This window comes from Roseovarius sp. (assembly GCF_048262375.1).
In the GTDB taxonomy this organism is placed as follows: domain Bacteria; phylum Pseudomonadota; class Alphaproteobacteria; order Rhodobacterales; family Rhodobacteraceae; genus Roseovarius.
In genome coordinates this window covers 1-18,615 of record NZ_JBLXFE010000035.1, presented here as the reverse complement: position 1 = coordinate 18,615, position 18,615 = coordinate 1, and the positions used below count along the sequence as shown (strand labels likewise).

The window sequence follows — 18,615 nt, the reverse complement described above, 5'->3', positions numbered from 1 at the left end:
TGCGCTGGCTCCGTGGTCGGGTGGGAGAACTGGGCAATCACTCCCAGAAAAAACCGATGCCGATCCGCTCTCGCTCGACCGGCCGGGACCACGGTGTGCCCGAAGCTCGAGACGTCGAGCCTCCCTGCTTGGAGGCACCCCGAAAAAAGGAACTGGCGCGCGAGTGAAGGGGCATCTTGGTTCCGGGATGAAAGAGGTGGTCTGGAGCAGGCCTCGCTCGAGAAAGAGCCGCATCCCTGGGGCTCGATAGGACGACCTCTAGAGGCCCGGGTGGTTCAGGGGCCACAGGGGTAGCGGCGACATATCAGAGGCCACTCCTGAGCTCTCCTATCGAGCCCTAGAGCCAAGCAAGACAGGAGAAGTCGGAGAACTTCTCTCCGCACCTCTATCATGCAGGTGAGAAGTGTGGGCAAAGCACCAGCCTTCGACCCCTTAGGAACCAGGGAAGGAACAGGATCAGCCTGGATCAGAGTCAGCCTTCAGGGTCGGGTTGATGCTGGCCCGGACAACATGCCAGGCCTCGAAGGAGCCAGCCGGAACGGCCGGGGGGATCGGATCCAGTGTGGCCGGGGGTGCCCATGGAATGAACCGGGAGAGCGGGGGGGGTACTTCGAAGTGTAGAAGTGTCCCCCACAAGAAAGCTCTCAGACCCAGCGAGGCAATTTTTCTCCTATGGCGGGATCATACCAAGCTCGAGGCTGGTTTGCTCTAACAGCAAGTCGTTGGCGCTTCTTCTAGTGAAGCCAGGCCCCTCTCTCCCTCGGCCTGCTTCGCTCCGCTTGGCTTCGCCAAGCTACGCTCAGCATCCCTCAGTCGAAGGGGCCTGGCTTCACGTGACATGGAAGAGAGATGATCGATCTCTAGCTGAAGCACGATGCGAAGCCACTTCTTTGCAGTGTCATCTTGGACACAACATGTTGTGAAAATTATTTCCCACTAGACAACATGCTTGATCGATAGGTAGTTTGAACCTTGTAGCCCAGTCCACTTCGGATGGGCAAAATGGATCCAATGCATAGCCATTGAATCTATAAGACTCACAGTCTTTAGCTTGCAGCTCGAACAGGTGCCGCCCGAGCACGGCGCAGCCGCGCGCAGCGGCGAGTGCCTGTTCGAGCTGCAAGCACTACAAGAAGATATAAATATACTAGTTCAACAGGTTCTCTCTAAGCCTCTGACTCTTCAGCATAGTACGCGCGCGCGAGGTGAAGCATGCTAGGGCCACGTCTTCTTGGCATGTCCTTGGCTCCATCTGCTATCCTCAGACCCGAGCTAGTGCTCGCTGCCCCCCTCTTGCCCATCTTTAGCTCCCTCCAGCTGCCTTCAGGATCCCTTCTGAGTGCTGTAGCCATGGTTCAGGAGGGGATGAACACAAGTCTACGGGCGCTAGCGCTGCTTTAACGGACTCAAAGACAGGTTGGGATGAGTTGGCGGCAAGTAAGTCACCCTTTGATGATGGTGAGATCAGCCAAGAGCCTGTTAGCTTGGAGTAGATCGGGCTAAGCAACGTCTTTCCTTGGTTCAAAGGCGCCTAGCCTTGGATTCTAATCGGGGTTTGGTTCCAGAAATTGGTCACGGCTTGCCTGGATCAGCCCAAGGTTAGAGAGGGCAAGGACAACCACCCTGCCCCAAAGCTGGCTCACCCTTGCGCAGAGTAGGCTAGCTCAGTCCAGAAACACGACCGCTGCGTCCAATTCTGGGACAGGGGAGTCACAGGGGTGGGACTCGCGGGTCACTACCTACTGGCTGGTGCCGCGCAGCAGATGAACCTATGTCGAGCTGCGAACTGTCGTCTCCAGCATGTCTTTGCGCACACGCCAATCCGGAAGCTTTCGTTCAAGTAGCTCCCAGAAGGCACGCCCGTGATGATGTTCGACACGGTGACACAGTTCATGGATCAGAACGTAGTCGATGGCCGGCGTCGATGCGTTGAGCAGGTCGAGATTCAGGATCAGGCGGCCATCGCGTGTCATCGAGCCCCACCGCTTCGAAAGCTGCCGGATGATGGTCGAGGTTGGTCGAACCGCTTGCTGATCCTCGAATAGAGGCAGCACCGCTTCCAAACGCTCTGCAAAGACGACCTTGGCGCGCTGCCTGCGCCAGCTATCGACAAGCTCCTTGGTTCGTTCGGGTCTTCCTGGCGTATGCGTGCTCACCAGCAGTCGGCCCCGGCTGAGCTTGACCCCTTGGGCAAGACCCAGTTCGACCTTCAGTCGGTACTGCCGCCCGCGATACCAATGGGTTTCGCCAGACAGGTATGATCTTGCCGTCCAAGGTTGCTCAAGGCGACCAAAGTCGGCCTTCTGGCGCTGGATCCAAGGCATGCGTCGCAGAAGCACTTCTTCGATCTTCTCATACGTCGTCTGTTCTGGCGCGACGACCTCGAGTCCCCCGTCTGGCAGGACGTTGATCGCAAGTGTCTTTCGAGCGCGCCGATCGAGAACGAAAGGGATCTCCTGGTCACCGTATGCTATGGAGCGAACCTCCTTGCTCATCGGTGCATCCGCTTCCGGGCAACGCGAAGTAGTTCGGCCACAAGTTCGTCGATCTCCTGAGAGGTCAGCTCGATGCCATGATCAGGCGCCGTGTCGAACATGTAGTCATCAAGAGCGTTGCGCAGTTCCCCCTGCGCTACATCGTTCTGCCAGAAGTTCACGATGAGCCGAGAGCGGATGAGTTCGGCAACCTCTTTGGAGAAGTCACCCCGAGCTTCGGCAGCCACCCCCTCAAATGACGGTCGATTGCCGATAAGACCAAAGAAGGCCTGCGCGTCTGGGTCTCCTTTGATCGACGTCGGTGTCCTTTCACCCGACGGTCCCTCGCGCACCTCATCCGCGGCCGACATGACGCGGTCGAGATACTCGCGTTCGCTGATCCTCTGTAGCCGGTAAGCCGCAATGGCTTCCTCGATCATCTCGGAAAGTGCCTTGTAGAGCGCTGGATCCTCATCCATCCGCTCGGTGATCGTCCTCTTGGTCGCACTGGCGATCTGATCGGCCTTGGATGCGTCAGAGAGCTCTTCATCCTTCAGCACCGCGCGCAGAGTGTCCGTATCCGTGATGTCGACCATCTCGATGATGACCTCAGCTGGCTCCGCAATGACATGCGTATCGAGCAGCTTGCGCATCGTTGGTTCGATCTTGCTCATATCCGCCCTGTCACCGTAGCGGACGGCAACCTGCCGGCGCAGCTTTTCAAAGGCGATCCAATCTCGCCTCCAGGCATCGATCTTTTCCTGGTCAAACAGATCAAGCGTCTTCTCGGACCCAAGAGCAATCCGGAGGACCCGGCCGAAAGACCTGAGAGCCGCAAAGAACTCGTGCCGCCTTGGTTCATCACCAAGGTGTACCTCCAGCGCCTCGCGATCTCGCTTGTTCGGCACTTCCCGGAAGATGTCCCAGACTTCCCCATGGAGACGTGGGAGATCACCCACGATGTCTCGCACATCCTTGACCGCGCCGATCAGGTCATCTTCCTCGTAGCCCTCGAGGCTGCTGTAGGCTGTCAGGGCCTGATCAAGTTCGCCCAGAAGACCTTCATAGTCGACGATGTAGCCGAACTGCTTTGCCTCGCCGTTGATTTCGCAGAGACGGTTCACCCGGGCGATGGCCTGCAGGAGGTTGTGCTCCTTCAGGCTCCGGCAGATGTAGAGCACGGTATTCCTCGGCGCGTCGAACCCCGTGAGAAGCTTCGAGACGACGATCAGGATCTCGGGCTCTTCATCTCCCTTGAAGGCATCGACAATGGTTTCTTCGTAGCCCTTTTCGGACCCGTATCGCACCATCATACGATCCCAGAACCGACGCACGACATCTTCACTCTCGACATCCACCTCGGCATTGCCTTCGCGGTCATCGGGGCGCGAGATCACCACCTCGGACGAGACATGCCCGATGTCATCCAGGATCTCCTTGAAGCGGATGGCCGCAGCTTTCGAGGGGGCAACCAGCTGTGCTTTGAAGCCGGTGCCCTGCCAGTACTTCCGGAAGTGTTCCGAGATATCGACCGCCTTGGCGTAGATGGCCTGCTCGGTGCGAGACAGCACGTCGATGCTACTGATCTTGCGGCGCAAGTGCGCTTGGGCTGGCTTATCGAGCCCTTCCGCGAGCTTGTTGAACCAGGTGTCGACCACGCCACCGGAAACATGCTGCGCGACATAGCGGCCTTCGTAGAGCAGAGGCACCACAGCCCTGTCTTTCACCGCGTTGTCGATGGTGTACTTGTGGATGATGCCGCCAAACCGGGTTGCTGTGCTTTTCTCTGCTTTCAGCAGAGGCGTTCCGGTGAAGCCGATGTAGCAGGCGTTTGGCAGCAGGCGGCGCATCTTGGCTCCAAAAGAACCATGCTGGCCCCGATGGCTCTCATCGACGAGGACAAAGGTGTCTTGATCTTCGTCAGCAGAGTCTGCGCTCCTGAGAGCAGTATCAAACTTGTTGATGACCGCGGTGAGCAGCCGTTCTCCTTCGCCAAGGCGGCGCAGCAGGTCCCTGCCCGTCGATGCCTGGTGCGGAACCAACTCACAGGATCGGAAGGTGTCCCTGATCTGACGATCCAGGTCCTTGCGGTCGGTCACGATGACAATCCGGGGGCTGCGCACTTCAGACGAGAACACCAGCGCCCGACCAAGCATGACCATCGTGAGCGACTTGCCTGACCCCTGCGTATGCCAGATCACGCCTCCCTGACGTCGCCCCTGACCGTCTCGTTGGGCAATCCGCGACATGGCTGCACGAATGCCAAAGAATTGCTGGTACCGTGCGACCTTGCGCACACCTCCGTCAAATACCGTGAATGTCCGGATCAGGTCGAGCAGTCGATCTTTGTGCAGCAGCGCCACCAGAGTCCGGTCTTGATCCGTCACACTGCGCCCAGCGGCATCACGACTTTCGCAATAGCTGCGATGCTCTGCGAACGGCTTGGTGTAGATCGCATCCAAAGTCTCTGCGGGCAGGTTCGCGTGCACCAAGGCGTCAATCTCGCCATCAGCGATCTCTTCGTCTCTCCAGATCGACCAGAACCGATCCGGGGTCCCCACGGTCGCATACTTTGCGTCCCGGCCATTGGCTGCAATGACGAGCTGCGTGAAGTGGAACAGGCTCGGGATGTTGTCGGCGCCCTGGTAGCCGATGATCTGGCTCACGCCTTCGTCGACAGGATGATCCGCCCCCTTGCACTCGATCACCGCAAAAGGGATGCCGTTCACGAAGCAGACGATGTCACAGCGCCGGGTGTCGGAGGAGCCAGTCCGCTCGACCGAGAACTCAGGCGAAGCGTGAAAGACGTTCCGCTCGGGCCGGTCCCAATCCACGTAGCGCATCGACTGGCTCTTGCGGTCTCCGTCGATCGTCTTCTCGATCGTCGTTCCCAGGAGAAGCGCGTCATAGATCTCCTTGTTGGTTCCGATGAGGCCGCGCAGCTGTGTCGGATCCGGCTTCAGCTTGCGCACTGCCTCCTCTGCATCCGCATCATTGAACCGATGCTCCACACCGCGCCGTACGAAGCCGTTGTTGGCCACCAGCCATTCTGAGAGCACATCCTCCAACACCACCCGGGAAAGCCGCCCACGGCGCCTCTCCGTGGCTTCCTGGGGCAGGATCTCGTAGCCCATGGCCGCCAGCAGCTTCAGTGCCGGGATCTGGCTCTCACGGGCCTCGTTGGGATCGTATGTTTCGGATGCGACATTCATCACGCGCCCCTATTGTTGACAAACAGAGGCTGTAGCCCCCATATCTTCGTCAAGGATTGGGCTTTTCCCGGTCGACGAAGGGGTTTCGGAGTTTCCGAAGCCCTTTTGTTTTTCCGACTCACGGGAAGCTCTTTCGGAAGGAAATCTTCGGGGCCAGGCTGTCGAACGCCCTGTTTGCCTGGGTAGGACGGAAGGTCTTCAGCGCAATCGGCCGCGCCACCAGGTCCGCCATCTGCAAACCCGTGGAATTGACCGTCTTCGGCAGGAAGCGCGGCTCGAAGCTCATCCGGGTGAAATCCGGTGCCTTGTAGCCCCACTGGGCCCCGTTCGCACAGATCCGGCGGAACTCGAGCTCGAGCTCGTTGTCCTCCTTCTTGCCGCGACCTTCGAACATGACGTGCAGGTGCCGACCCGCCTGCCCTTCCCGGAGCATCATCTGCAACAGGCGTTCCATGCAGAAGCGCAGGGCGATCTCGTATGGATTGTAGGGTGTGGCGTAGCGGCTGGTGAGACTGGTCTTGTCGATGGTCGCCGCGATGATCCGGAACGGGGCCTCCTCGATGAGGCCGGTCACCCGGGTCATGAAATTGCCGCGCAGGACAGGATCGGTACGGAGAAAACCGAACTCCCCCTCCTGGCGGCGCATCTCGTGTTCATGCAGGACCACCCCGTCATGACCCCAGAAGTCGAACTTGAAACTCTGGAAGGCAGGGACAACCGTGCTGGCATAGTCCGCCTTGGAGATCACGCAGAAAGCCAACGTGAACACCGGGAACTGCGGGTCGATGGAGGCCAGCCCGTGATCGCCGCTTTCATCGACGAAGACGATGTAGTCCGAGAACTCAGCCAACCGCCGCCTCCGAAACTCGCCATTCCCCGGTCAGCAGCTTCTGCATGAGACCACGCTTCTGGCGTTGCAGGGCATCGCAGAGCGCCTCAGAAGCAGTAAGATCATCGGCAGCAGCGTCAAGAACATCCAGGATGCGCTGCTGCTCATCAACCTCCGGGAACGCCGCTTGGATCTCGGCAAGGCCGTCATAGTAGATACGCACCCGGACACTGCCGAACCCCGCGACATTCACGTAGTGGCGCCAATAACCGGTGCGCCGAAAGTGATCGAAATATCCGGGCAACAGCTTTTCTGAAATCGCCTCGAAGACCACGTAGTCCGGGCTGACGGCAGCATCAGACTCCAGCTCGGACATCGCGATAGACCCGACATTCAGACGCATCGGATTGTAGACGAACCCCGATGGTCTCAGCACCTTGTAGCGAGATAGGTCGGAGGCAATCGTAGCGTCGCGCATCGGGGCGATACCCGCCGCATTACTGACGCCCATGACCCGTTCGCGTCCAAGTGCTTCGCCCTTGTTGCGCTTGGTGCTCTCGCGGGTCAGTTCTCCCAGCCGCACCATATGCCAACCGTCAGCGAGGGGCTCGTGACGATCGGGAACCATCAACGAATTGCGCAGTGCATCGAGGCGTCGGCGCTTGGCGGCGATCAGGCGGGAGGTTGCGTCGATGGCATCGTCCCAGGTCTGCAGGATCTCGGCGATCTTCCGTTGTTCCTGCAGGGGCGGGAGAAGAAGCGGCAAGCCCATCAAGGCTGCCTTGTTCAGCTTGAAACGCCCCGCCCCTTGACGGGTCAAGAAGAAGGAAATGTCCCGGTGCTGGAAGAAGTAGTGAAACCAATCGACGTGGCAGCGGCTCGTGCCAGCTATGATGTGGGCGTGGTTGTTGACGTTGAAATGGCCGGCAACCCGGACCGTTTGCGGCTTTCGCTGCGCATCGAGAAAATGGTCGCCGTCTTCGCCGATGAGTGCGAACTCGCCTTCGACACGGAACTCATCGATGTAGTCGAGAACCCCGGTCGGCCCGTAATACGGGTAGCGTCCGGCCATCTCCGCGCGGACTTCGACCGAGATTGGAAGACGCAGGTCATTGCGGATGTCGCAGGCCGATCCAACGTCGGATAGGCGCCATCCTTCAGGAACGTCCTCAACGCCAAGACGCTGGAGCTGTCTCAGATCGGCATTCGAAAACTCGTGGGTTGAAACGGAAATGGCCGACTCAAGCAACGCCCAGCTCCTTCAGGTGCGCCGCCATCTTGGCTCGAACTTCGGCCAGCTCCTTTTCGATGTTGTCGATTTCCTTTTGCACCTCGGCCACGTCGATCTCGTCCTCGGGCTCGAAGGTGTCGACGTAGCGGGGGATGTTCAGGTTGAAGTCGTTCTCGGCGATCTCTTCCGGCGTCGCGAGATGGGCGTAGCGCTCGACTTCCTCGCGCCCGGCAAAGGTGTCGAGGATGCGTTGCACATGTGCGTCAGTCAGCGTGTTGACGGTCTTGCCCGGCTCGAACTCACGGCTGGCGTCGATGAAGAGCACGTCCTTGCGGTCCTCCAGCGGCCCGCCCTGTTCACGCCGGCGGTCAAAGACCAGGATTGCCACCGGGATGCCTGTGGTGGTGAAGAGGTTCGCCGGCAGGCCGATCACGGCGTCGAGCAGGTTCTCCTCGATCAGTGCTTGGCGGATGGCCCCTTCCTTGGCGCCGCGGAACAGCACGCCATGGGGCACGATGACGGCCACCCGCCCTGCCCTGCGCCGCGCAATCTCGATCATATGCGTGATGAAGGCGTAGTCGGCCTTTGACTTCGGCGGGATCGCCTTGTTCGCGCGCCAGTAGCGCTGGAACCGGTCTGTGTCGGCGCTCTCCTGACCCCACTTGTCGAGCGAGAACGGCGGATTCGCCGTCACCACGTCGAAGGTCATGAGCTTGTCGTCCTTGACCAGGGTCGGATCATTCAGCGTGTCGCACCACCGGATGTCTGCTGCATCCGCCCCGTGCAGGAACATGTTCATCCGGGCGAGGGCCCAGGTCTGGCCGTTCACTTCCTGGCCGAAGAGCGCGACATCCCGGCGGCCGTTCTCGTCCACCGGGATCTGTTCAGCTGCGCGGATCAAGAGGGATGCCGAGCCACAGGCGGGATCACAGATCGTTTCGCCCGGCTTCGGGGCAGCCAGCTTTGCCAGCAGGGTCGAAACGGAAGCAGGGGTATAGAACTCCCCTGCCTTCTTCCCAGCGTCCGAGGCAAAGCGCGAGATCAGGTAGATGTAGGCTTCACCGATGACATCCTCGGAAACGCGCGAGGGCCGCATGTCCAAAGACTGCTTTGCGAAGTCTTCCAAGAGGTTCTTGAGGCGACGCGCCCGGTCCTTGGGGCGGCCCAGGTTGGATTCGCTGTTGAAGTCGATGTTGCGGAACACGCCTTCGAGTTTGGCGCGGTTCGCGTCTTCGATGGCTTCCAGGACGATGTTGATGAGCTCGCCTATTTCCGGTCTGTCGCGACGCTCATGCAGGCTATCAAAGGTCGCGGTGAAGGTATCGGTGATGTTGCCATCATCGTCTTTCAAGGTGATGGTCGGGAGCTTGAAGCGTTCGTTGCGCATGCGGCGTTCGATGCGTTCCGCGCGCTTCTCTTCGTCGAGATGCTCGAATTCCCTTTCGAATGACCGGCGGTGGTCCTTCCAGACGTCGGAGACGTACTTCAGGAAGAGCATCACCAGGATGTAGTCCTTGTAGCTGGCTGCATCGATGACCCCCCGGAAGGTGTCACAGGCAGCCCATACGGCGTTGTTGATTTCGCTCTGCTTGATGCGGTCCATAAGGCCTTCCGATTAGTGAAGTGTCTGTCTGTTCTGGGTCTGGGTCAGCATGGCGTTCATGACTGCTTGCCTGAGGCTTGTAAGCTTTACTGACAGCTTGGCCTCTTGCTGGACAAGGTCCGCGTATTCCACAAGCTCCCGCTGCGTCTCCACGGGAGGGATCATGATCTCCACGTCTTCCAGGTCTTTCTTGGATACGAATTGAGATCCGCTGCCACGCATGTTGCGGCCGATTTGTGATCCGATGGAGGGAGACGCCAGGCACAGAGCCAAGAACTCGGGGAGCAGATCCTTGTCCTTTCTGCGAAGTCTCAGCAACGGGCTGGCAAGTATGACGGAGTCAGGTGAGCCATCAAAGACTGCGCATCTGACATCCCCCCGCCCCCAGAAAACCAAATCATTTGGGACCAGCAGAACCCGTGGAGATGGGTCTTCGAGGGAGCAGAATGGAAGGTTGGCCTCAGAGATGGGTTCCCCTGTCTGAACTGATCCTGGCAGGAGGATGCGGTACCGTCCTTGATCGGAGACAGGTGCAGCCCCCCGGAGAGCAAGGCCCGCAGTCACCTCTATGCGGTCAGAGATTTTTATGCACTTCGAATCGACCATGTGTAGACGACTAGCAATTCCCCTCCCCACTCATCAATGTTTATTTGCAGTATGGCGCATACTGCAAATTTTTCACGTGACTTATCCACAGGTCTGAGTGTTAAATATGTGTTAGAATCTGTGTTACGCTTGCTGGATCACCCCTTAAGTCCAAGAATGAATTGAACTTTTCCAACCTCTCGGTGGGTGATAACACGAAAAAGGGTGTGCAGAAGCACGATGATCGGTGGGTGAAAGCACGAATCCTTGACTTCGGTGGGTGAAAGCACGAACGTGAGGTCATGGTGGGTGATAACACGAATCCTGTCCGTTCTCCGCTCCTTCCGGACCGCCGGCAACAGAGCGACTTCTTCGTCTGTGACATCTTCGACGCCGCACCTAAAGCGGACATGGCCTCTATGGAGCACCCGATCTTCTCGATCGCCACTAAGCCCGACCGGCAGATCCGGCGCTACGAGAGCGGGCGAAACTTCGTCGAGATCATCCCCTCGGCCAAGGGCTTGGCCACGGTCCATGACCGCGACGTGCTGATCTACTGCATCAGCCAGCTCATGGCTGCGCTCAACGACGGGCGCGACGTGACCCAGACCCTGCGGTTCAAGGCCTACGACCTGCTGACCGCCACCAATCGGGGCACTGATGGCCGCGGCTACCAGCAGCTCCGCTCCGCTTTCGAGCGGCTGCGGGGAACCACGATCTCCACCAACATCACCACCGGGGGGCAAGAGCAGCTCGACGTCTTCGGCCTGATCGAACACGCCCGCATCGTGCGCCAGACCCGCGAGGGCCGCATGCTCGATGTTGAGATCAAGCTCTCGGACTGGGTTTTCAACGCCATCCAGTCGCGCGAGGTACTGACCCTGCACCGCGACTACTTCCGGCTCAGAAAGCCGCTGGAACGCCGCATCTACGAGATCGCGCGCAAGCACTGCGGCCAGAAGGACGAGTGGCGGATCACCCTGGCGAAGCTGCAGGCCAAATGTGGCTCAAACTCCTCGCAGAAGGAGTTCCGCCGGATGCTCCAGGCCATCGTGCGCCAGGACGAGACCCATGCCCACATGCCCGACTACAGCGTCCGGTTCGATCTGGAGACGGACATGGTCATCTTTTCCAACCGTGGCACCCTGGTGGCCACGACAAGCCTTGAGTCGGAGACCCCTGCCCTCAAGCCCGACACCTACGAGGACGCCCGCCAGGCCGCGCCTGGCTGGGACGTGCGCTACCTGGAAGGGGAATGGCGGGCCTGGATCATCGAGCCGCCCAGGGACCCCGACCGCGCCTTCATCGGGTTCTGCCGCAAGTGGTTCGAGCGCCGTGGTCGCCCCTGAATGTGTGAAAGTGTGCACACTCTCACACGTTCAAGGTTGAAGGTTATGACTTCCTAGGCTTGCTGGCGATCGTCGGCTTGCGACGGCTTTGAAACAGCATGTCGATGGCCTCGCCGAGCAAAGCCTGAACGGAACTGTCTTCCGCCAGCGCGATTTCACGCAGCTGCCGTGAAACCATTGGGTCGAAGTAGCCGCCGATGTGCTTGGTCGATTTGCGGGACGGCCGCGCGTGTTTGCTAGCTTGAGCTGGCTCGCTCGCTTCGGGGGCAGGTGCTGGCTCTGCCTGGGAGGCCGGCTTCTTCAATGCCGCTGCAAACTTGTTGCTCATGCTGCACCCCTTTGCGTCTCACTTGTGGGGAGGTTCAAGTGTGCACACATGAACTCGTGCAGGCTTGCAGCCTCTTGGGCAGCCTTGCCACCTGGTTCAAACTCCTGCGCCGATTGCCCCCCGATGAGCGCCCGGGAAAAGGCCACACGTTGCCGAAGCTGCACAGGGCACACGTTGACTTCCAGATCTGCGATAGCGTCTGCCGCTTCCGTTGCCTCGTTGCCCTGGGGAGCGACGGCGTTCATCACGACATAGATTGGCTTCCCGGTGGTTCGAACCAGATCTAGCGTGTTGCTGATAGCTTCGATGTCCAGGATCGCTGGACGACACGGGACCAGGATCATGTCTGCAGCTTTGGCCGCTTCCAGCGCCGCGCTGTCGGAATGAGGGGCCGTGTCGATGATCAGCAATTCCCCGTCCATGTCAGCCACCCGCTTCATCTCATGGGCGAGCCTGCTGGCATGTGCGGAAAGGACAACGGGGAGATCGGCAGCTCTGCGATCTGACCAGTTCGCAGCAGATGCCTGCGGGTCGAGATCGATGAGTGCCGTGTTTCGCCCTTCGAGGGCTGCAGAGGTTGCCAGATGCAAAGCGATGGTCGTCTTGCCTGCGCCACCCTTCTGGCTAATGATTGCGACTGTCTTCATGCTACTGCTCCGTGTGCGCTTTTTCACGTCTTCACGTGTGCACACTATCACAGGTGCAGATGTGCAGGAATGGGCTTTTCCTCCGCCCTAACTAAGGGACCAAGGAGCAAGGCCAACCAAGTGTGCACACATGCAGGCTTGCACACACAAGCCTGCTGCTACGATCTTTTTGCAGGGTGCAGCTATGCTCTGCGAACGGTCTTGACGCTGACGCGGAAGAGTTTGGCAATCTCTGCCAAGCGACGGCCTTCCTCGTCACGCATGCGACGTACCTCGTCACGTTGCGCCGGCGAAAGGGCAGGGGGGCGACCGCCGACCCGGCCACGCTTCTTTGCCGCCTCCAGCCCTTCCTTGGTGCGCTCGGAGATGCGCTCGCGCTCGAACTGCGCGATGGACGCAAAGACGTGAAAGATCAGACGGCCTGCGGGCGTGGTGGTGTCGATGTCCTCGGCCAGCGACCGAAACCCGCCTCCGCGCTCCTTGATGGCCTCCACGATGTCAAGAAGATCACGCAGCGACCTCGCAAGGCGATCGTACTTGGTGACGACGATCACGTCTCCTGGGCGGAGCTGATCGAGAAGCTGATCGAGTTGCGGGCGTTTCCTGGTCGAGCCGCTGATCTTGTCCGCAAAGATGCGCTCCGCACCTGCCGCTGTCAGGTCATCGGTCTGTGCATCGAGGAGCTGGTCGTCTGTCGAGACGCGAGCGTAGCCAAAGATCATGGAGCGACAGTGACCAAAACGTCCCAGAACGTCAAAGGTTTTGGGACAGGGTTTTGTCCCACTCAAGCCATTGGTTCTAGGTGCAACGTTGCAAAGGGCCAAAAACGACCGTTTTAGGCCGCATTGAGGACGCCACACGAGTAGGCAGCTTGATCGAACCCAAGACCTTCGACGAGAAATCTGATATGATGTGGAGATCATAACCGGGAGAGCGTAAAAATGCAGCGAAAATACCTTGGAATTGCTGTTTTTATTATAGGCACATTTCTCACTTCTCATCTATCGGCCCAAAGTGACACGACAGCGGATTACCCTGATCAAATCGAAGGCTTAAATGTCATTGTTGGAAATCAAATCGACGGGGACGAGTTAGATCGCAAGCCACGTGAACCTGTTATTGATTGCTCCGCCCGTGGGATGTACCTTCACTCGGCGCCGTGGAAACCAAGGGAGGTTAGCTATCCTGCTGAACTCTACTCAGGGGTTCCACAGAGATCCATGACTGTTTGCCGTGCGTGGTCTAGTGAATGGTCATCACAATCATTCCGCGCCGGGGTTGGATATGTCCGAGATTTTCCTCCGCACGGCGAAGTATATTATATACACTACCTGGGCAGAGAGGGTGAATGCCATTCGTTTAAACCAAAGCGAGACAGAGTATCTATTGTTGGAACCAATGCAAGCTCTACTGTCTATTTATCGTACCATCATTGCTACGCATTCGATGACTAGTCAGATGTAATGTCTCCAGTAGCTTGGCGAAGCAACGATTTGCCGCTAATCACCGCCTTGTAACGCGGGATTGCGCCAGGGGTTTTTAGCCACGCCAAAAACGACTGTTTTTGTCACATCACGCGCTCAGGCATACACGCCGAAGCTGATCAGCTTCTCTAGTCACCTGCGGAGACCATCAAGGAGCGCGGGCGGCGTTCTGAGGGCGGTAGGATCGCGGGCATCAATTCAGTATGCCCGACGATACCACGGCAAAGACGATCAACCCGATCACCCCCAGCGTTAGGGCCCCCTTGATCCAACCGGCCCGCACGGCCTTCACCGGGTCGATGAAGGTCATTTCGAAATCGTCGTGGATCAGCCGGAGTCTCAGCGCCTGGATCAGGTCGCCGGTCTCATAGCCCTCGATCTCCGCCTCCTTGCTATGAAGGTCTGGCAATAGGGTGCCCTCCTCGCTCAACGCCTCGACGAAGATGGTAGGATCCGACGGTCTGTTGCGCAGCTGGACGACCGCAACCTCCCAATAGAGAGGCCTCTCGTTGCTGGTCTCTCCCGTCGGTCGACGAGAGCGATCGATCTTGTCGACCGTGCCTTGCCGGGTGACTAGTGTGGGCCGCGTAGCCATGGGTCCTCCGCTTCCTCCAGACCTTGGGTTTTTTGCGGCTCCTGCAGAAGTTCGCGATTGCTCTGGATCAGATCGCGCAATTCTTCCATCACCTCGCGGCGGGATTTGGTCGGGTCCTCTCGGTTCCGCCGCGCGCCCTTGACGCTCACCCATCGCGACCCCCGCGAATCCGTGATCCAGACCCGCTCTGTCCGATCGATGTTTGGTTCTGGCACGGTGGTTTGTTTGCCTGGGTCCAGCCAATCAGCCTTGGGGCCGATGACCCTGAAGGAATGGTTGAAGGCCTTGGGTGGGGCCGGACCCAGGCCCTGCTCGCGCGTCGCGTCGGTGACCTGGACGACCTCGAAGGTCCGGCTCTTTGCATCCCAGGAAATCTGGACGACGACCTCCTGGCCCGGCCGGAGATCCTCTTCGATCGACCGCCGCGTGGCGTGGAGTGGGCCGAGCGCCCGCTCCATCGCGCCCTTGCCATGAAGCTGGCCGATCCGATTGGCGACCCGGATCACTTCGACCACGCCACGTGCGTGTTGGGCACCGGCGCCGGGTAGGGTCGGCGGCAAGGGCGGCGGAAGCCGTACCATCTCAGTCTTTCCCCGCCTTGCGATCCTCATGATGTTGCGCCGTCGCTTGGGATGGTCAGATCGAGATGCAGCTTGAGATCGGTGAGCGTGAGGCCCGGCCCCGTGCCCTCGGAGACCAGCATCGACCGAACAGATTTGTAGATCATGTGCGGATCGATCTCGATCCGCCAGGGGCCGAAAGGCCGACGGTTCTGGACCGGCACGCCATCGGCCATCGCGAGGGGCCGCCGCCCGTTGAAGACCCCGACCGTCCCAAAGCGCAGCGCAGGACCGTCGGTGTCGGGGAGGGTCGCCTTGGCCCTGAGTTGGGCGTAGGAATCGAGCGTCGCGTTGACGTCGAGCCCACCGCTCAGAACCTTTGCCTCGTTACTGTAGGACAGCCCGACCGAGGAGAGCAACGCTGTTGGCGGCGTGAAGAGATCGGCTGGCTCGAGCGTAAACTCAAGGACGATCGGCGTCTGGCCATCGGCACCCGCCGATACGGCCTCCCTGAAGGCTTCGTGGGACATCGGTGCAGTGCCGGTCTCGCCACGGGGCTGGCAGAGGCCGAAGGTGACCGACAGCGTTGAGAATCTTTGCAGCATCCAGTTGCGCCGCCGCACCAGCGGGCGAAGCCAGAACAGAGCATCGTCCACGTAGCCTCGCTCCGGGCTTGGCGGTTCAGGGCCGTCATAGTCGGGGTCGAGACGGGCGAACCCGCCGTGGATTGCCGCAAGACGCGCACCCAGATCGGCGGCATCCTCTGCCAGCGCACGGCGCAGCACGGCCGCCCGCTCCGCGTAGTTGTGGGCATTGTCCTCGGCCTGTGTTCGGGCAAAGAGCTCCAACTCGTAGCGCGTCTCCGCCTCCGCGATCTCGCCTAGGAGCCTCTCCGCCGCCACTTCGCTCTCGGCCCGCGCCGTCGCCGCAGTCCCGGCCCCCCGCGATCCCGCCGCGAACCCGTCGGAGAGCGGATGGCCGGTCTCGAACGCCAGGGTGATCGCCGCCTCGCTCGCCACCACCGCCGCAGTCTCGCCGCGGTTCAACTGCGCCAGATCGAGCGCCAACTGCCGCGGCCGCGTTTCAAGAAACAACGCATGATCCGCCGCCGCCTTGACCGCGAGGATTTCAAGATCGCGCAGCTTCTCTCGCGTCGCCATCATTGCGTCGAGGAGGTCGACCGCTGCCTCGAGGTTCTGGTCGAGCAGCCGCGGCACATAGCCCTCCCTGGCCTCGGTCTCGACGCCGCTATTCAGGACGATGCCGGGCGCGTCGAGAAAGACCTCGGGCAGGAAGCCCCGATCGGCCAGGGAGCGCTTCACCGCCGCAAAAGTAACATCGTCCGACATTTCGGCCCCTCCCATGTCTGTCGCCGATTGTAATCAAGCGAGGAGGGGTGGCATAGGGTGCTTCGAGTCGATTGACCCTGTGCCGAAGCTTCCCGCCCGAGTTGACATGATGTTAGCGGTCACAAACCGTCGTTTTTCTACCTCTTGCGCCCGTTTACACCCTAAACATGATGCGAGACAGAATTCTTCTTTAACCAACGGGCTTGTTGGGCATCAAGAGACGCGCGCTGAACGGCATCCCAGCCCAGCTCGTCAAGCAACTGATCAATGAGCTCATCAGGTGCGCAGGTTGGAATTAGCTTCTGATCGTTCCAGTCATTCATCGGATCGGGCGCGATAGCCCGTACCGCTTTCTCCAACGCTTTCCGAGCCCCCTTGTCAGTCAGGCCAGGGAGCGGCAACACCCGTGCCGAGCAAAATCTTCGCGCCAGTTTTGCGCGTAATGCTTTCGCAACAGCACCATCTACGGCATCCGTGGCGGGTGACTTCCGGCTGTGCCACAAACGACCGTGATTGTAGTGACATACCCACTTGTGGCTGTTTTCGTCGCCTGAGCAGTGGTTCAAGTAGACCCGCTTCTGTAGATTGCCGGTCTCACCGATGTAGCGCGGTGTCTCGGTATGATCGTACAGCAGGTAAAGACCCGGAAGGGTCTCAATCTCTGAGCACGGTCTGATGCGAGGTTTCCTGAGGAGAGCGTTGAGGGTGTCCTGAGGTGACATGGCTGGGCTTCGCGAGTTGTTCCAAACTCCTACCTTATAGCGGCGAGCCACGTGGGACGCGCACGATTAGCAAATTTTTTCTGAAACCTTTTCGTCAACAGCCGGCAAGCAAGGCTATGGACTATAGCCGCTATACTCGCGGCATGCGTCTTAGTCAGCGCAAGCAGGAGATCCAGAGGCTCGAACGCTTGCGCGACAAGACGGTCATCGTTGACGGTGAAACCATCATCACGGCCTATCACGCCGGCTCAGCGAACAGCGGCGGCACCTGCGCCGCGGGCGGGATCAGAAGTAGAGCCCTTATCAGTACGCCATGTGTCTGGCTGCCTAGGCTCATAAAGCCATATACACAGGCCTGTTCAGGTGCAAACACAAGGGTTTCGAGGGGTTTAGCTTACAGGTGACCAACTTCGGCTTGGGTGTTCGCCAGGCATGCTTTCGAGGCGACCAGGCTTCAGGTAAGCGGCGGGAAACGCTTAGGCTTCCCCTGCGGATTGCACCCTTCACGGGACATCTCACAGGGTAGAAGGGAGAAGTCTGGAGAACTTCTCCCGGCCATTGGATCACGGTCACATGCAGAACTGCGTCACTCCCGCCCTTCGATCAGGGCCAACCGTCAGATCACGGATAATATCCTCGAACCTCAAAGCTGTATTTGGCTTGCCGGTCCTCGTGATGCGGCGTAGTTCGGACCTGTAATCGATCAGGTGAGTGTTGGCAGTGACCAAGAGCCTATCTGCATGCTGGATTGTCTCTGTACTGTTTCTTCTCTCATCGTGTGGTTGCGGCCCAGGCGAGGTCAATGTCGGGATCAATGGCGGAAGCATCTGCATGCCTGCGGACGGAGGAGATTCTGGTCGCATCCTGCTTCTGGTCTTTGCGATAGGCGCGGCCGTGGTGTTCGTGCGATCACGCTTCAAATAGGTTTGTCTGTCCTTGTGGCTCACAAGTCAGAAATCGGTCGCTGGGTCCGGGGAACATCTCGTTGGGAAGCAAGCGACCGAACTTGGTCAATTGTGTGAACCAGATAGTTTAGAAGGTTCAGAGTCTTGACAAGGGCACCTTAGTCAAGCCGCTCCAGATGGTACCTCTTGTCAAGTCCAGCTCCCTCAGCGTCTCGAGATAGGGGTTGCCAAGCGCCTCCAGCTCATCCGGCTCGGAGAAGCGACGGATCTGGACCTTGAGCTGGCATACGTCCTGTCCCTGACCAAGGGGCATCTTCCTTCCCATGCTCAGCAACTCTCTCAGAAGCGCGTTCTTTGCCTTGAACAGGTTCGAGTCCTCTGCGGCGCGGGCGTTGAGGAACGCCATGGTGTCGATCGGCAGGCCAGCAGGCAATCCCACAAAGGTCTCCTCACCGGTCTCCTTGTTGGTGTGATAGTAACCGACGTTCAGCCAGATCCTGGCGGAAGCTGTTGGGTCTTGATCCTTGCGGATCATGCTTCGGTTGCTGGTGGTCGTAGGGTTGAAAGTGGACATATGGGTTAGCTTTCATGCTTGTTGGGTGGTCGTGATGGGCAGCCTGACAGGGGATACCTGCATCAGCTGCCTCTCTGGCGGAGCCGCCAGGTGCGCTGGCTCCGTGGTCGGGTGGGAGAACTGGGCAATCACTCCCAGAAAAAACCGATGCCGATCCGCTCTCGCTCG

15 protein-coding genes are annotated in these 18,615 nt (G+C 59.4%); 1 reads left to right on the top strand and 14 read right to left on the bottom strand.

Annotated elements, in window-relative coordinates; all coding sequences use genetic code 11:
* Positions 1-1,769: 1,769 nt before the first annotated feature.
* The 6 genes from ACN0SW_RS19085 to ACN0SW_RS19060 all read right to left on the bottom strand — a co-directional run bounded on the left by ACN0SW_RS19085 (position 1,770) and on the right by ACN0SW_RS19060 (position 9,955).
* The gene (locus ACN0SW_RS19085) at positions 1,770-2,495 is read right to left on the bottom strand and encodes a M48 family metallopeptidase (protein ID WP_417729503.1); all 726 of its coding nucleotides are present in this window, start codon (positions 2,493-2,495) and stop codon (positions 1,770-1,772) included.
* A complete protein-coding gene (locus ACN0SW_RS19080; RefSeq protein WP_417729502.1) occupies positions 2,492-5,686 on the bottom strand; it encodes a type I restriction endonuclease subunit R in 3,195 nt (1,064 codons plus the stop codon). Before ACN0SW_RS19080 ends, ACN0SW_RS19085 begins: the two co-directional genes overlap by 4 nt.
* A gap of 118 nt (positions 5,687-5,804) precedes the next feature.
* A complete protein-coding gene (locus ACN0SW_RS19075; RefSeq protein ID WP_417729501.1) occupies positions 5,805-6,536 on the bottom strand; it encodes a DUF3800 domain-containing protein in 732 nt (243 codons plus the stop codon).
* Positions 6,529-7,764 carry a restriction endonuclease subunit S gene (locus tag ACN0SW_RS19070; protein ID WP_417729500.1) on the bottom strand — a complete coding sequence of 412 codons (1,236 nt, stop codon included), beginning with the start codon at positions 7,762-7,764 and terminating at the stop codon, positions 6,529-6,531. The genes ACN0SW_RS19075 and ACN0SW_RS19070 overlap by 8 nt, the downstream gene beginning before the upstream one ends.
* Positions 7,757-9,349: a type I restriction-modification system subunit M gene (locus ACN0SW_RS19065; protein ID WP_417729499.1), complete on the bottom strand. Its 1,593-nt coding sequence runs from the start codon at positions 9,347-9,349 to the stop codon at positions 7,757-7,759. Before ACN0SW_RS19065 ends, ACN0SW_RS19070 begins: the two co-directional genes overlap by 8 nt.
* A gap of 12 nt (positions 9,350-9,361) precedes the next feature.
* Positions 9,362-9,955: a restriction endonuclease subunit S gene (locus ACN0SW_RS19060; protein WP_417729498.1), complete on the bottom strand. Its 594-nt coding sequence runs from the start codon at positions 9,953-9,955 to the stop codon at positions 9,362-9,364.
* A 281-nt stretch (positions 9,956-10,236) separates the two neighbouring features.
* Between ACN0SW_RS19060 and ACN0SW_RS19055 the strand changes: the two genes are divergently transcribed.
* Positions 10,237-11,283 (top strand): replication initiator protein A, encoded by a 1,047-nt coding sequence (locus ACN0SW_RS19055; protein ID WP_417729497.1) that lies wholly within the window; start codon positions 10,237-10,239, stop codon positions 11,281-11,283.
* 43 nt (positions 11,284-11,326) lie between these two features.
* Here ACN0SW_RS19055 and ACN0SW_RS19050 read toward each other — a convergent pair whose 3' ends face one another.
* From ACN0SW_RS19050 to ACN0SW_RS19015, 8 genes are all read right to left on the bottom strand, one after another.
* Positions 11,327-11,611: a ribbon-helix-helix domain-containing protein gene (locus tag ACN0SW_RS19050; protein WP_417729496.1), complete on the bottom strand. Its 285-nt coding sequence runs from the start codon at positions 11,609-11,611 to the stop codon at positions 11,327-11,329.
* Complete coding sequence (locus ACN0SW_RS19045; RefSeq protein ID WP_417729495.1) at positions 11,608-12,258, bottom strand: AAA family ATPase; 651 nt, start codon at positions 12,256-12,258, stop codon at positions 11,608-11,610. Before ACN0SW_RS19045 ends, ACN0SW_RS19050 begins: the two co-directional genes overlap by 4 nt.
* A gap of 182 nt (positions 12,259-12,440) precedes the next feature.
* Positions 12,441-12,980, bottom strand: a complete 540-nt coding sequence (locus ACN0SW_RS19040) for a recombinase family protein (RefSeq protein WP_417729504.1) — start codon at positions 12,978-12,980, stop codon at positions 12,441-12,443.
* A gap of 955 nt (positions 12,981-13,935) precedes the next feature.
* Complete coding sequence (locus tag ACN0SW_RS19035) at positions 13,936-14,337, bottom strand: hypothetical protein (RefSeq protein ID WP_417729494.1); 402 nt, start codon at positions 14,335-14,337, stop codon at positions 13,936-13,938.
* Entirely contained in the window at positions 14,316-14,918 is a 603-nt protein-coding gene (locus ACN0SW_RS19030) for a hypothetical protein (RefSeq protein WP_417729493.1), read from the bottom strand. Before ACN0SW_RS19030 ends, ACN0SW_RS19035 begins: the two co-directional genes overlap by 22 nt.
* 26 nt (positions 14,919-14,944) lie before the next feature.
* Entirely contained in the window at positions 14,945-16,246 is a 1,302-nt protein-coding gene (locus ACN0SW_RS19025) for a hypothetical protein (RefSeq protein ID WP_417729492.1), read from the bottom strand.
* Between the two features lie 161 nt (positions 16,247-16,407).
* On the bottom strand, positions 16,408-16,968 hold the full coding sequence (locus ACN0SW_RS19020) for a hypothetical protein (RefSeq protein WP_417729491.1): 561 nt from the start codon (positions 16,966-16,968) through the stop codon (positions 16,408-16,410).
* 1,041 nt (positions 16,969-18,009) lie between these two features.
* On the bottom strand, positions 18,010-18,408 hold the full coding sequence (locus tag ACN0SW_RS19015; protein WP_417729490.1) for a hypothetical protein: 399 nt from the start codon (positions 18,406-18,408) through the stop codon (positions 18,010-18,012).
* Positions 18,409-18,615 lie beyond the last annotated feature (207 nt).